The following is a 12570-nucleotide window of genomic DNA, read 5'->3' as shown; positions in this document are numbered from 1 at the left end:
GGCAGCGTTTCAGGCCCCGCACGTGTGAATCGGGAACCGATTCCATGTTCACGGTAGGGGATGCCGCATGACGGCACAACGCCCGTGGATCACAAGTCGGTAAACACCGAAAGCCGGGCTGGCATCGACGAGACGTTCACGGCACAATGAGGCCCGGAACCGGTTCCACAATTCGGGCGACGGCGGCGTCCCCGGAGGCGAGGAGGACCCGATGGCGGGCATCGCCGACGTGGCTCGCGCGGCAGGCGTCTCGAAGTCGACGGCCTCCCGTGCCCTCACCGGGTCCGGCTACGTCTCGGCGGCGACGCGGGCGCGGGTGAGGGATGCCGCAGCCACGCTCGGCTACGTCCCCACCACCAGTGCGGTGAGCCTCGTGACCGGTCGCACCCAGACCGTCGGCGTCGTCATGCCGTCGCTCGACCGCTGGTTCTTCGCCCAGGTGCTGGAGGGGATCCAGGACGCGCTGCTGGAGCGTCGGTACGACCTGGCCCTGTACGGCGCGCCGCCGGAGTCGGCCGCGCGTCGCGAGATGTTCGAGCACTTCCTCGCCCGTAAGCGGTTCGACGGGCTCATCGCGGTCGGCATCGAGCCGAGCGCCCGCGAACTCGAGCGGCTGGTCGCGTTCGGCAAGCCGGTGGTCGCGGTCGGCGGCTACGACGTCGGCACGAACGCCGTGTCGATCGACGACGAGGCGGCCGCGCGCATCGCCACAGAGCACCTCATCGGCCTGGGCCACCGCGAGATCGTCTTCCTCGGCGGCGACCCCGACGGGCGCCGGACGAGCTTCGGCGACGGCCGCCGGCTGCACGGCTACCGCAGGGCCATGCGCGAGGCGGGGCTCGAGGCGTCCGCTCGTCACGTCCAGTCCGAGGTCGCGCTGCCCGGCGGCTACAGTGCCGCCGTGGAGCTGCTGGGCGACCGGCGCACCCGCCCGACGGCGATCGTCGGCGTGTGCGACGAGGTCGCGGTCGGCGCGATCATCGCCGCCCGCCGGCTCGGCATCCGGGTTCCCGAGCGGCTGAGCGTCGTGGGCATCGACGATCACGCGTACGCCGAGATGTTCTCCCTCACCACGCTGCAGCAGCGCCCGCACCAGCAGGGCCGGGCGGCGGTGCAGCTGCTCATGTGGCAGCTCGACGATCCCGACGCGCCGATGAACCGGCTCTACGAGTCGTCGCCCCTCGTCGTCCGCAATTCCACGGCAGCGGTCGACGACGACGCGTCCGCCATCATCGGCGTCGGACCGCGCCGGGGCTAGGGAGCGAACCCCACCCGCTCACAGCAGCCCGAGCTCACGGAACGTGCGGCCCTCCCACGCGACCCGCTCGACGGCGTCCTCGACGCCCACCACTCGGCGGAACGTCTCGTCGCCGGCACCCCCGCCCTCGACGCGCACGAGTTCCGGATCGATCGGCGCAGCCGGCGGCCCTGTCACGATCGCTTCGAGCACCCGCGTGAAGGCGCCGGTGCGGTGCAGCGGAGCGAGCAGCTCACGGCCGTCGCGGATGTGCCCGGCGAGATCATCGAGCAGTGAGGTGCGTTCGAACGCGTACGCGCGCGGAAGTGCGGCACCGTCGCGGTGCACGTGGAGCGTGTCGAGGGTGTACACGTACACGAGGAAGCCACGGGTGCCCCGCACCAGCACGTACGGCTCGCGGCGTCGAGCGGCCGTCACCGCGAGACCCGCGGCGACGCGGACGCCCCCGCGCAGCTCCACGACGAGCGACGACGTGTCGTCGGTCTCGATGTCGTTCGCCCGGCGGAGGTCCGCGTCGATCGACACGACGTCGTCCGGCGCGGCCGCCCCGGCGATGGCGAACGCCGTGGCCACGGCATGGGCCAGCGGGTTCGTCACGACGCCGTCGCCGACGAGCCGTCCATCGATGACGCGATGGCCGGCCCACGGCGCCCGGCGCCAGTACTGCTCCGACCGCGACCACTGCCCCACGGCGCCGACGTGCACGAGGTCCCCGATGACGCCGGATGCCAGGGTCTCGGCGGTCGCCGCCACACCCGCGCTGCCGAGCGACTGGAAGCCGACCTGCACCGACCGGGAGGCGGCATCCGACGCGATCAGGAGCGCGTGGTGGTCGGCGACCGAGGGCACGGGGGGCTTCTCGAGAAGCACATGCACGCCGCGCGAGAGCGCGCGGCGTGCGAGCTCGGTGTGCGTCGGGATCGGCGTGCTGAGGACGACCACATCGAGTTCGACGTCGTCGATCATCGACGCGGCGTCGGCGAACACCCGGGTCGAGGAGGGCACGTCGCCGCCGCCCCGGGGGTCGGCGACGGCGACGAGTTCGAAGTCCGCGCCGGCGAGCACGGCGTCGACGTGGCTGCGGCCGTGTCCGTGGACACCGGCGACACCGACGCGGAGCAGTCCTGTCACAGTCCCGCCTGAGCGCGCAGCGCGGGAAGGGCCGCCTCGACCGCAGCGGCGTCGGCCAGCTCCTCGTCGAGGACGTAGGCGGTCAGCTCGAGATCCAGCTCTCCCCCCTCGGGGATCGTGCGCGGCTCGTCCCACGCCACCGAGGGACCGGCGCCGAGATACTCGGCGAACCGGACGAACCACGGCAGGCGCTCGTCGCCCTGGGTGAGCACGACCGTCGTTCCGCGGTCGGGGAAGGTGAAGGCCAGCCACGGCGTCGCCGCGCCGTGCACGTCGCGCTCGGTGTCGCCAGCGGGGCTGAACACCCGGGCGATCTCGGGCGCGAACCGCCAGAAGATGCCGCCGTAGCCGGCGCCCTCCCGGCCGTTGGTCGCGGGCGAGCCGAACGTGATGGCGTCGAGCGTCGCCTTGAGGTGGCTGCGCCAGCGCAGGGCCCAGCCCTTCTCGAGCTCGGCCGACCGGAGCTCGCGCACTTCGACGAGCTGCGTCGTGCCGTGCTCGTCGACCCAGCTGAGCCGCTCGTCGAGCGAGTGCCCGTCGATGTGCAGCCGGTCGCGGCGCTGCCGGCCATGATTGGGAACCATGATCGAGCCCTCGCCGCGCACATAGGTGCGGCCGCCCCAGTACGACGTGCCGTTGACGTCGGCGATCGCGAGGCTGACGCCGAGGTGGTGCGGGTGGTCGGTCGGCTCGGTGACGGTGAGCGGGGTTCCGGTCCGCGAGATCACCGCGTCGAGGTACGGCCGTGGCGACAGCACCGAGTCGACGGTCGCGCCCTCCTCGTACTGGGCGACCACGGTCGATCCGAGGCGCAGCACCGGACGGGCGGGACCCACCCAGCCGCTCGCGTGGGATGCCGGGCCGGAGCTCTGCCGCGCCACCAGGACGGGCCGATAGAACAGGGGGTGGTCGGCGTTCTCGCCGTCCAGTGCTTGACGCATGCGATTCCAAGCCTGCCGCCCGATCTCGATCCGCGGAACCGACATCGTCGTCAGCGGAGGGGCGGCGAAACGAGACTGCGGGATGTCGTCGATCCCGACGATGGAGAGCTGCTCGGGCACCTCGACGCCCACCTCGCGCAGGCGGGACATCAGCCCGAGCGCGACGAGGTCGTTGAAGGCGATGGCGGCGGTCGCGCCCGTCTCGAGCACGGCGTCGGCGGCGTCGTAGCCCGCCTCCATGCTCGAGCCCGCCGGGATGGTGAGGAACTCGAGGTCGGGGTACTCGCGGGCGAGCTCGCCGAGGCCCTGTGCGCGCTGCTCGTTCGCGTAGCTGAGCGCGGGTCCGGCGACGTAGGCGATGCGCCGGTGGCCGAAGCCGCGCAGATGGGCGCCGAGCTCTTTGACTGCGGTGGCGTAGTCCACCGAGAGCTGTGCTGCGGCAGTGTCGTCCACACGGCGGTTGACCACGACGACCGGCGTCGTGCGCTGGATGAGCTCGCGCAGCTCGGCATCCGGCATCCGCGGCGACACCAGCACGAGCGCGTCGCACTTGCTGCGCGCTTCGCTCGCGATGTCGGCTTCGACGCCGACCGACTCCGCGCTGTCGGCCACCAGCACGCGGTAGCCGTCGCGGGCCGCAGCGACTGTCAGGCCCTTGAGCACACCCTGGAACATCGGGTTCTCGAGATCGGGCACCAGCAATGCGATGGTGTGACTGCTCCCCCGCACGAGGCTGCGCGCCGCCTCGCTCGGCGAGTAGTTCAGCGCGGCGACCGCACGGTTGACCTTCGCGACGATCGCGGGGTCGACGGTGGCGACGCCGTTGAGGACGCGCGACACCGACGCCTGCGACACTCCGGCGTGCTGCGCGACCTGCGCCATCGTGATCGGGCGCGATGTGACCTCGGTCAACGGATCCCCTCCTCTCTCAATCTTGGGCGTCGTCGAGCCCGGTGCGGCGCATTCGCGCGTGCGACTTCTGCGCCGCGACGGTCGCCGGGCGGTTCTCGGCATGCCCGCCCGGGACCGGACCCCTCATCACTTCGGTCCGGCCCCGTGCGGTCTGGGGACGACGGGCCGCGCCTCGGGAGGACGCGGCCCGGTCGTCGGTCAGATGGCGGCGTCGTCGAGGGCCTGCTGCAGCTCCGCGATGAAGCTCTCAGCGGCGTCCTCGGGCGTCACCTCGCCGAACAGCACGCGCTGCGTGTGCTGGTCGATGATCGTCTCGATCGCGCCGCCGCCCGGCGGGGTCGCCGGCGGGGCGTCGCCGACGCGCGGTGCGATCTCGTCGAGGAAGTCGACGACCTCCTGGTTGACCTCGTCGAGCTTGGGCGTGATGTACTCGCGGATCTTCTCGTTCGCGGGCACTCCGCGCTCGGCGAGCAGCAGGTCAGCCGCCTCCTCGCTGTTCGAGAGGAAGTCGAGGAACAGCGCGACCTCTGCCGGGTGCTCGGTCTTCGCCGACGCCGACCAGAACATGGACGGCTTGTAGTACGCCGCCGTGCTCTCGCCTTCGTCGGGCGTCGGCACCATCAGCGGCACGAGGTTCTGGCCGCTCGCCTCACGCAGCGCGGCGACCTGGTTCGACCACCACGGGCCGAAGGCCGACTGGTTCGTCGCGGTGAACGACTCCGCGAGGCCCGCGGACTCGCGCTCGATCGTCGCGGAGGGGTCGGGCGTCCCGCCCGCCTCGGTGACATCGAGCAGGTTCTGCCACCAGGCGGCGAGCGTCTTGGCGCTCGCCGTCACCTCGGGCGATCCGTCCTCGGCGTAGAGGGACTCGCCGTGCTGGCGCAGCCAGTTGTTGAGGCCGCCGTCCTCGAAGCCCCACGACTGCGAGCCGACGACGGCGCCGCCGCTGGCTGCGGTGACCTCCTCGGCGATCTCGTTCAGGTCGTCCCACGACCAGGTCTCGTCGTCGGGCAGCTCGATGCCGAGGCTCTCCAGCACGTCGACGTTGGCCATGTAGGTGTACGAGTTGATGCCGACCGGGATGCCGTACTGCGTGCCGTCGAGGGCGCCGGTGCCGAGCACCGCCTCCGGGAAGTCACCGGTCGGCAGCTGGTCGCCCAGGGTGCCGAGGTCGAGCAGCACGCCGTTGGCGGCGTACGTCGACAGCTGCTTCTCGTCCATCTGGATGATGTCGGGGGCGTCGCCGGCGGCGACCGTCGTCGCCAGCTTGTCCCAGTACCCGGCCCAGTCGGTGTACTGCGGCTCGATCGTGATGTTCTCGTTCTCGGCCTCGAAGGCCGCGATGAGCTCCTCGGTGATGCCGTGGCGGACGTCGTTGCCCCACCAGGTGAAGCTGAGCGTCACGGGCTCGTCTGACAGGGTCGGGCCGGTCGCGGGGGTCTCCGTCGGTCCCGCGCACGCCGTCAGCGTCAGCATCGTCGCTGCGCCGACGGAGGTCAGCAGCAACCAGCGCGGTGCGGTTGTGGTGCGTCGCATGTCTTGCATCCTTTCGACCGAAGTCGGTGAGTGGGTGTTGGTGCGTGTGATGAGGGTGGGCCTGGCGGCCCGCGAAGGTGTGCGTGACGCGGACGTCACTTGATCCCGGTCGTCGCGATCCCCTTGATGAGGAACTTCTGGCCGAACAGGAAGATCAGGAAGATCGGGATGAGCGAGACGACGCTCATCGCGAACATCTGGGCGTAGTTGGTGGTGCTCTGCGCGTCCTCGAACGAGCGCAGCGCCAGCGGGACCGTGTACAGCTCGGGCTTGGTGAGGAAGATCAGCTGCGAGAAGAAGTCGTTCCACGTCCAGATGAACGTGAAGATCGCCGTCGTCGCCAGGGCCGGGACCATGAGCGGCAGGATGATCTGCAGGAAGATGCGCGGATGCCCCGCCCCGTCGATCCGCGCGGCCTCATCGAGCTCCTTCGGGATGCCGCGGATGAACTGCACCATCAGGAAGATGAAGAACGCGTCGGTCGCGAGCAGCTTCGGCACGATCAGCGGCAGGAAGGTGTTCACCCAGCCCAGCTGGGAGAACAGCACGTACTGCGGCACGATGATGACGTGGATGGGGAGCATGATGCTCAGGAGCATCACGGCGAACCAGAACCGCTTGGCGGTGAAGTCCAGGCGCGCGAAGGCGTACGCCGCCATCGAGCACGACACCAGGTTGCCGATGATGCACCCGATCACGATCAGCGCCGAGTTCCACATGTAGACGTTGAACGGGTACGCCAGGGCGTTCCAGCCGTCGGTGTAGTTCGAGACCTCGAAACTGTCGGGGATGATGCTCGGGTCGCGGAAGATCTCGTCGTTCGGCCGGAGCGAGCTCACAACCATCCAGATCACCGGATAGAGCATCGCCAGCGCGAGCGCGATGAGCAAAGTGTGACGCACGACGCTCGTGAGCGGCTTGCGGAACGGGCTCCGCCGCCGGGCGCGCGAGGCACGGCCGGTGACGATGGTCTCGGTCGCGGGCGGGGCCGTCATGGCGGCGTCGTCAATCTTGGTCATCGTAGAAAACCCAGAATCTCGAGGTCCAGAACATCAGGACGGTCAGAATGCCGATGATGACCAGCAGCAGCCACGCCATGGCCGACGCGTAGCCCATGTTGTAGTTCGTGAAGCCCTGCTGGTACAGGTACAGCGTGTAGAAGAGCGTCGAGTCGACAGGGCCGCCGGTTCCGCCCGAGACGATGTACGCCTGCGTGAACGACTGGAACGTGCCGATGAGCTGGAGCACGGCGTTGAAGAAGATGATCGGGGTGAGCAGCGGCACGGTGATCCGGAAGAGCTGCTGACGCCTGCTCGCGCCGTCGACGTCGGCCGCCTCGTAGTACATCGTGGGGATCTGGCGGAGGCCGGCGAGGAAGATCACCATCGGCGAGCCGAACGTCCAGACGTTCAGGATCATCAGCGTGCCGAGCGCCGTGTCGGGATTGGAGATCCATCCCTGCCCCTGGATGCCGAAGACGGCGAGCACCTGGTTGACGAGGCCGTCGACGCCGAATATCTGGCGCCACAGGATCGCGATCGCCACGCTGGCGCCCAGCAGCGAGGGCAAGTAGAACGCGGACCGGTAGAACGCCAGTCCGCGCAGTCCGCGGTCCAGCACGATCGCCAGGAACAGCGCGACGGCCAGCTGCAGCGGAAGCGAGACGAACACGTACGTGAACGTGACCTGGAGAGCGGTGTGCAGCCGCTCGTCCTCCCACATGCGGACGTAGTTCTGCAGGCCGATCCACTTCGGCGCGCTGAGCAGGTTGTAGCGGGTGAACGACAGGCCGAACGACGCCACCATCGGCCCGATGGTGATGAGGACCAGCCCGACGAACCACGGGGCGAGGAAGAGGTAGGCGGCCTTGTTCTGCTTCTTGCCGCCGGACTTGGCGGTCTTGAGCTTGCCGAGCTCGCTGATGGCGCTCATGCGGCGGCTCCGCGGGCACGGCCGGGCGGCCGTGTTCTGGGGCGGTGCGTCGTCGTCACCGTATCCTCCGGTCTCGTCGTCGAGGGTGAGAATGCGCTTTCTGGAATGCGCTTTCTCATTCTTGTCAGAACGGATGCCGAAGCGCAAGTCTCTTGGAAAATCAGGTGCGGTTCGAGATCAAACCGTGAGAAAGGGATTTCGCAGAACCGGGGGTTTCACCGCCGGATCATCGGTCCGGACATGACGAAAGCCCCGGATGCAGAGCATCCGGGGCTTTCGGGAAGGAACGAGATTACTTGAGGGTAACCGTCGCGCCGGCCTCTTCGAGAGCGGCCTTGGCCTTCTCGGCGGCCTCCTTGTTGGCGCCCTCGAGGACAGCCTTGGGGGCACCGTCGACGACGGCCTTGGCCTCGCCGAGGCCGAGCGAGGTGAGCTCGCGGACCGTCTTGATGACCTGGATCTTCTTGTCACCGGCAGCCTCGAGGATGACGTCGAACGAGTCCTTCTCCTCCTCGACAGCGGCCTCGGCGCCCGCGCCACCGGCGCCGGCAACGGCGACGGGAGCAGCAGCGGTGACGTCGAACTTCTCCTCGAACGCCTTCACGAACTCGCTGAGCTCGACGAGGGTGAGGTCGGCGAACTGCTGGAGCAGTTCCTCAGTGGTGAGCTTCGCCATGATGTTTCTCCTAGATAGATGGGGTTGTGGGAAGAGATCGCCGGTCGCTCACGCGGCCTCGGCGGTCTCCAGCTTTTCGCGAAGCGCGTCGATGGTCGCGGCAGCCTTGCCCATCGTCGCCTTCATCATGCCCGCGGCCTTCGCCAGCAGAACCTCACGGCTCTCGAGCGAGGCGTACTTGTTGACCTCGTCGGCGCTGAGGGGGTTGCCCTCGAAAACGCCGCCCTTGATCACGAGAAGCGGGTTGGCCTTGGCGAAGTCACGCAGAGCCTTCGCGGTGGCGACGAAGTCGCCGTGCACGAACGCGATGGCCGACGGACCCTTGAGGTCCTCGTCCAGCGCCGTGATCCCCGCGTTGTTCGCGGCGATCTTGGTCAGCGTGTTCTTCACCACGGCGTATTCCGCGTCCTGACGGATGCTGTTGCGCAGCTGCTTGAGCTGGGCAACCGTCAGACCGCGGTACTCGGTCAGCAGAACGGCGTTCGAGTCCTCGAAGTTCTTCGTGAGCTCGGCAACCGATGCGTCCTTCTGCGCCATGGTCACTCCTTGTGTGTGTGAGACGCTCCGCGGTGGCGGGGCGCCGGCCGGAGGCATCCGCTCATCTCTCTTCACGGCAACAAAAAAGCTCCGGCGCAAGCGCACGGAGCGGGATTCCTGAATTCAGGAGAAACGTTCGTGACACCTGCGCGGGCCTCTGCGATGCAGTGCTTCGATCTTCGTGACGCTTGCGCGCACGTCGATGACCGGCGGTCTTCGGCTCGTACAAGGGTAAGGGATGCGGGCGCGTCGGCCAAATCGAGGGCGCCTGCGCGTGCACGAGGCCGACCGGCGGCGGCGAGCGGGTCGCAACGTGCGCGCAGCAGGCCCCGTTGCGCACCGCGTCGTCGAGGTACAGGCTCGCATCAAGCCACCTGCACGACACAGTCGCACGGCGGTTCCCGCTGCGCGACGGAGAGGACGAAGATGTCCGGCAACAGAGCCGTCGCCTACAAGGGTCCCGGCGAGGTCGAGGTCGTCGACACGGATTACCCCACGTTCGAGCTCAAGGACGGCCCGGGCGTGAATCCGGCGAACGTCGGCAGGAAAGTGCCGCACGGCGCGATCCTCAAGACCGTGAGCACGAACATCTGCGGCTCCGACCAGCACATGGTGCGAGGCCGCACCACCGCACCCGCCGGGCTGGTGCTCGGCCACGAGATCACCGGCGAGGTCGTCGAGGTCGGCCCCGACGTCGAGTTCGTCAAGGTCGGCGACATCGTCTCGGTGCCCTTCAACATCGCCTGCGGCCGGTGCCGCAACTGCAAGGAGGGCAAGACCGGCATCTGCCTCAACGTCAACCCCGACCGGCCGGGGAGCGCCTACGGCTACGTCGACATGGGCGGCTGGGTGGGCGGCCAGGCCGAATACGTGCTCGTCCCGTACGCCGACTGGAATCTGCTGGTCTTCCCCGACCGCGACCAGGCTCTCGAGAAGATCCTCGACCTGACGATGCTCTCCGACATCTTCCCGACCGGGTTCCACGGCGCCTACTCGGCCGGCGTCCGGCCAGGATCGACCGTCTACATCGCCGGAGCCGGCCCGGTCGGCCTGGCGGCCGCGGTCGGGGCGCAGCTGCTCGGTGCGGCCGTGGTCATCGTCGGCGATCTCAACGAGGATCGCCTGGCACGGGCGCGGTCGTTCGGATGCGAGAGCGTCGACGTGTCCAAGGGCGACCCGAAGGACCAGATCGAGCAGATCCTCGGTGTGCCCGAGGTCGACAGCGGTGTCGACGCGGTGGGCTTCGAAGCCCGCGGACACGGAGCGGATGCCTCGCACGAAGCTCCCGCGACCGTGCTGAACTCGCTGATGGACATCACCGCAGCCGGCGGCGCGCTCGGCATCCCCGGTCTCTACGTGACGGGCGACCCTGGCGGCATCGACGAGGCCGCGAAGGTCGGGTCGCTGTCGCTGCGGCTCGGGCTGGGCTGGGCGAAGTCGCTGTCGTTCACCACCGGGCAGTGTCCGGTCATGCGCTACAACCGGCAGCTGATGATGGCGATCCTGCACGACAAGGTCGCGATCGCCGACGCCGTCGGCGCCACCGCCATCGGACTCGAGGACGCCCCGCGGGGATATGCCGACTTCGACCAGGGCGCGGCGAAGAAGTACGTGCTGAATCCCAACGGGTACATCCGATCCACCTGACAAGAAGCGGATGCCTCGGTCGAGGCATCCGCTCGCCGACGAAAGGAACACCACCATGTCCGTCACCCTCGAAGACGCCCGTCGCGTCATCGCCGCCGCAGAGAAGCGTGCCGACGAGATCGGCCAGCCCATGAACATCGCCGTCGTCGACGCGGGAGGCAATCTCGTCGCCCACGTCCGTCAGGACGGCGCGTGGATCGGCAGCGTCAACATCTCGATCAACAAGGCCTGGACCTCGCGGGCGTTCGACATCGAGACGAAGACCCTCGGCGAGAACTCGCAGCCGACGCAGCAGTTCTACGGCATCCACGCCACCAACGGCGGCAAGGTCGCGATCTTCGCCGGCGGCGTGCCCCTCTCCCGCGACGGCGCCGTCGTGGGGGCGGTGGGCGTCAGCGGCGGCTCGGGCGACCAGGACCAGACCGTCGCGGAGGCCGGCGCCGCCGCCTTCTGACGCACGTCGCCGCGGTCGACGCGCCGACCGCCTCGTGCCCGCGGGCTACTCGCGCCAGGGGCAGAGGTCGACCTTGTGGCCGTCGGCGTCGGCTAACGTCCACCACTCCGGCGCGTGGGAGTCGTCGACGATCACCCCGCCGGCGGCGAGCGCAGCCTCCATGCGCTTCTCGATCACGTCACGCGGAGCGTTGACGTCGAGGTGGGACCTACCGCGCAGCGGCTTGTCCACGGGCTGGAACCAGATGAGAGGCCCCCGTCCGTCGGCGTCGAACAGCACGCCGTCGCGCACTTCGCGAAAGCCCGTCGCCGCCTTCCAGAACGCCAGCGCGGCGCCGGGATCCGGCGTGGCCACGGCGAGCATGAGGTCCTGCATCCGCTCGGTCTCAGCCCGGATGTCGAGCTCGCGCGCCGCCTGGGAGATCTGCGCGGCGAGCGCGGCATCCTTCGCCGTCAGGCCGCCCGCCGAGTGAGTGAGCAGCCGCACGCGCACGGTGGCGTAGCGCACGTCGACGTCGGGGTGGTGGTCGGCCGCCTCAGCGAGGTCGGCGATCGCCGCGAAAAGCTGCGCGCCCGCCGCGAAGCTGCCGGTGCGGAACAGGGCGAAGGCGCCGGTCACGCGGGGACGCCAGTCCTCGACACCCGGGAACGCGCGGAATTCGTCTGACGTGATGGTGCTCATGATCCCGAGGATGCCACCGTCCCCGCCGATCGCAACCCCTCTTGCCGCATGGATGCCGCGACCGCTGCCCTCGCGCGACGGACCCGCGGCGCGGGTGCGTCGCAGGCGGCGGATGTCGGGTCGGCGGCGTAGCCTCGAAGGGTGAACCCCGAGCACGCCGCCGCACGCCCCTCGGCGCTGGCGGCGCATGCACCGGACGTGGCGGCCCGCATCGTCGCGGACTCGCGCGACCGGGTCGCCTGGGTGCGCGCACGGTCGCGCGGCATCACCGCGACCGACGTCGCGAGCCTCACCTCCGACCAGGCCATCGGCCGTGCCGCCGACGCCAAACTGCTCGGCTCGGGCTTCTCGGGCAACGCCTACACCGCACACGGCCGCGCTCGCGAGCCCGAGATCGCCGGATGGGTCGCCGCGACCCACGGCATCCAGCCCTCGTCGGCTCTGTTCCACGCCGTCGTCGAGAAGCGGCACCTCGCGACCCCCGACGGCATCGCCGTCGACGCGTCGGGGCGCATCACGCTCGCCGAGATCAAGACCACCAACAAGGCCTGGCGCAGCATCCCGCGCTCCTACCTCCGGCAGGTGTGGTGGCAGCAGCACGTGCTCGGCGCCGAGCGCACGCTCGTGGCCTGGGAGCAGCACGACGGCTTCGTGCCCGTCGGCGACGAGCCGCGGTGCGCGTGGGTCGATCGCGACGAGGCCGAGATCGCGAAGCTCGTCCGCCTCGCCACCGCCCTCATCGACGAGCTCTACCTGCGCACGACCCGCTCGCGACAGCAGGCAGAGCGGATGCCGCAGCCGCCCGCCGCCCCGCGCGAGCCGTTCCGCGCGCTCGCCCTCGCCGACTGAGCCGAGCTGCCGTGCC

Annotated in this window: 12 protein-coding genes; 4 read left to right on the top strand and 8 right to left on the bottom strand. The window is 69.5% G+C overall.

Features of this window, described 5'->3' with window-relative positions:
• Positions 1 to 211: 211 nt before the first annotated feature.
• Positions 212 to 1258 (top strand): LacI family DNA-binding transcriptional regulator, encoded by a 1047-nt coding sequence (locus tag VIP82_RS20185; protein ID WP_331911933.1) that lies wholly within the window; start codon positions 212 to 214, stop codon positions 1256 to 1258.
• 18 nt (positions 1259 to 1276) lie between these two features.
• On the opposite strand, the gene VIP82_RS20180 is transcribed toward VIP82_RS20185, so the two are convergent.
• The 7 genes from VIP82_RS20180 to rplJ form a co-directional block, all read right to left on the bottom strand.
• A complete protein-coding gene (locus tag VIP82_RS20180) occupies positions 1277 to 2389 on the bottom strand; it encodes a Gfo/Idh/MocA family protein (RefSeq protein WP_331911931.1) in 1113 nt (370 codons plus the stop codon).
• Positions 2386 to 4242, bottom strand: coding sequence for a DUF6807 family protein (locus tag VIP82_RS20175; RefSeq protein ID WP_331911929.1), 1857 nt, complete (start codon positions 4240 to 4242; stop codon positions 2386 to 2388). Before VIP82_RS20175 ends, VIP82_RS20180 begins: the two co-directional genes overlap by 4 nt.
• A 198-nt stretch (positions 4243 to 4440) precedes the next feature.
• Positions 4441 to 5778: an ABC transporter substrate-binding protein gene (locus tag VIP82_RS20170; RefSeq protein WP_331911927.1), complete on the bottom strand. Its 1338-nt coding sequence runs from the start codon at positions 5776 to 5778 to the stop codon at positions 4441 to 4443.
• 95 nt (positions 5779 to 5873) lie between these two features.
• A complete protein-coding gene (locus VIP82_RS20165) occupies positions 5874 to 6797 on the bottom strand; it encodes a carbohydrate ABC transporter permease (RefSeq protein ID WP_331911925.1) in 924 nt (307 codons plus the stop codon).
• Positions 6784 to 7710: a carbohydrate ABC transporter permease gene (locus VIP82_RS20160; protein ID WP_331911923.1), complete on the bottom strand. Its 927-nt coding sequence runs from the start codon at positions 7708 to 7710 to the stop codon at positions 6784 to 6786. Before VIP82_RS20160 ends, VIP82_RS20165 begins: the two co-directional genes overlap by 14 nt.
• A 292-nt stretch (positions 7711 to 8002) precedes the next feature.
• Positions 8003 to 8386 carry a 50S ribosomal protein L7/L12 gene (gene rplL / locus VIP82_RS20155; RefSeq protein WP_331911921.1) on the bottom strand — a complete coding sequence of 128 codons (384 nt, stop codon included), beginning with the start codon at positions 8384 to 8386 and terminating at the stop codon, positions 8003 to 8005.
• A 48-nt stretch (positions 8387 to 8434) separates the two neighbouring features.
• The gene (rplJ, locus tag VIP82_RS20150) at positions 8435 to 8923 is read right to left on the bottom strand and encodes a 50S ribosomal protein L10 (RefSeq protein WP_331911919.1); all 489 of its coding nucleotides are present in this window, start codon (positions 8921 to 8923) and stop codon (positions 8435 to 8437) included.
• Between the two features lie 426 nt (positions 8924 to 9349).
• Between rplJ and fdhA the strand changes: the two genes are divergently transcribed.
• Positions 9350 to 10570, top strand: a complete 1221-nt coding sequence (fdhA, locus tag VIP82_RS20145; RefSeq protein ID WP_331911917.1) for a formaldehyde dehydrogenase, glutathione-independent — start codon at positions 9350 to 9352, stop codon at positions 10568 to 10570.
• A gap of 55 nt (positions 10571 to 10625) precedes the next feature.
• The gene (locus VIP82_RS20140) at positions 10626 to 11024 is read left to right on the top strand and encodes a GlcG/HbpS family heme-binding protein (protein ID WP_331911915.1); all 399 of its coding nucleotides are present in this window, start codon (positions 10626 to 10628) and stop codon (positions 11022 to 11024) included.
• Between the two features lie 45 nt (positions 11025 to 11069).
• Here the strand turns inward: VIP82_RS20140 and VIP82_RS20135 are convergent, their stop codons facing one another.
• Entirely contained in the window at positions 11070 to 11705 is a 636-nt protein-coding gene (locus VIP82_RS20135) for a 4a-hydroxytetrahydrobiopterin dehydratase (RefSeq protein WP_331911913.1), read from the bottom strand.
• Between the two features lie 141 nt (positions 11706 to 11846).
• Between VIP82_RS20135 and VIP82_RS20130 the strand changes: the two genes are divergently transcribed.
• The gene (locus VIP82_RS20130) at positions 11847 to 12554 is read left to right on the top strand and encodes a YqaJ viral recombinase family protein (protein ID WP_331911912.1); all 708 of its coding nucleotides are present in this window, start codon (positions 11847 to 11849) and stop codon (positions 12552 to 12554) included.
• Positions 12555 to 12570 lie beyond the last annotated feature (16 nt).

The sequence above is a fragment of the Microbacterium sp. genome, assembly GCF_036566905.1.
GTDB lineage: Bacteria > Actinomycetota > Actinomycetes > Actinomycetales > Microbacteriaceae > Microbacterium.
Note: the sequence above shows the minus strand (reverse complement) of the source record. Positions and strands in the feature narration are given on the sequence as shown.

Bases quoted from the DNA above. Each gene is read 5' to 3' on its own strand.
- VIP82_RS20185 (WP_331911933.1), top strand. From the start codon at position 212: ATGGCGGGCATCGCCGACGTGGCTCGCGCGGCAGGCGTCTCGAAGTCG.
- VIP82_RS20140 (WP_331911915.1), top strand. From the start codon at position 10,626: ATGTCCGTCACCCTCGAAGACGCCCGTCGCGTCATCGCCGCCGCAGAG.
- VIP82_RS20135 (WP_331911913.1), bottom strand. From the start codon at position 11,705: ATGAGCACCATCACGTCAGACGAATTCCGCGCGTTCCCGGGTGTCGAG.
- rplJ (WP_331911919.1), bottom strand. From the start codon at position 8,923: ATGGCGCAGAAGGACGCATCGGTTGCCGAGCTCACGAAGAACTTCGAG.
- VIP82_RS20160 (WP_331911923.1), bottom strand. From the start codon at position 7,710: ATGAGCGCCATCAGCGAGCTCGGCAAGCTCAAGACCGCCAAGTCCGGC.
- fdhA (WP_331911917.1), top strand. From the start codon at position 9,350: ATGTCCGGCAACAGAGCCGTCGCCTACAAGGGTCCCGGCGAGGTCGAG.
- VIP82_RS20165 (WP_331911925.1), bottom strand. From the start codon at position 6,797: ATGACCAAGATTGACGACGCCGCCATGACGGCCCCGCCCGCGACCGAG.
- VIP82_RS20170 (WP_331911927.1), bottom strand. From the start codon at position 5,778: ATGCGACGCACCACAACCGCACCGCGCTGGTTGCTGCTGACCTCCGTC.
- rplL (WP_331911921.1), bottom strand. From the start codon at position 8,386: ATGGCGAAGCTCACCACTGAGGAACTGCTCCAGCAGTTCGCCGACCTC.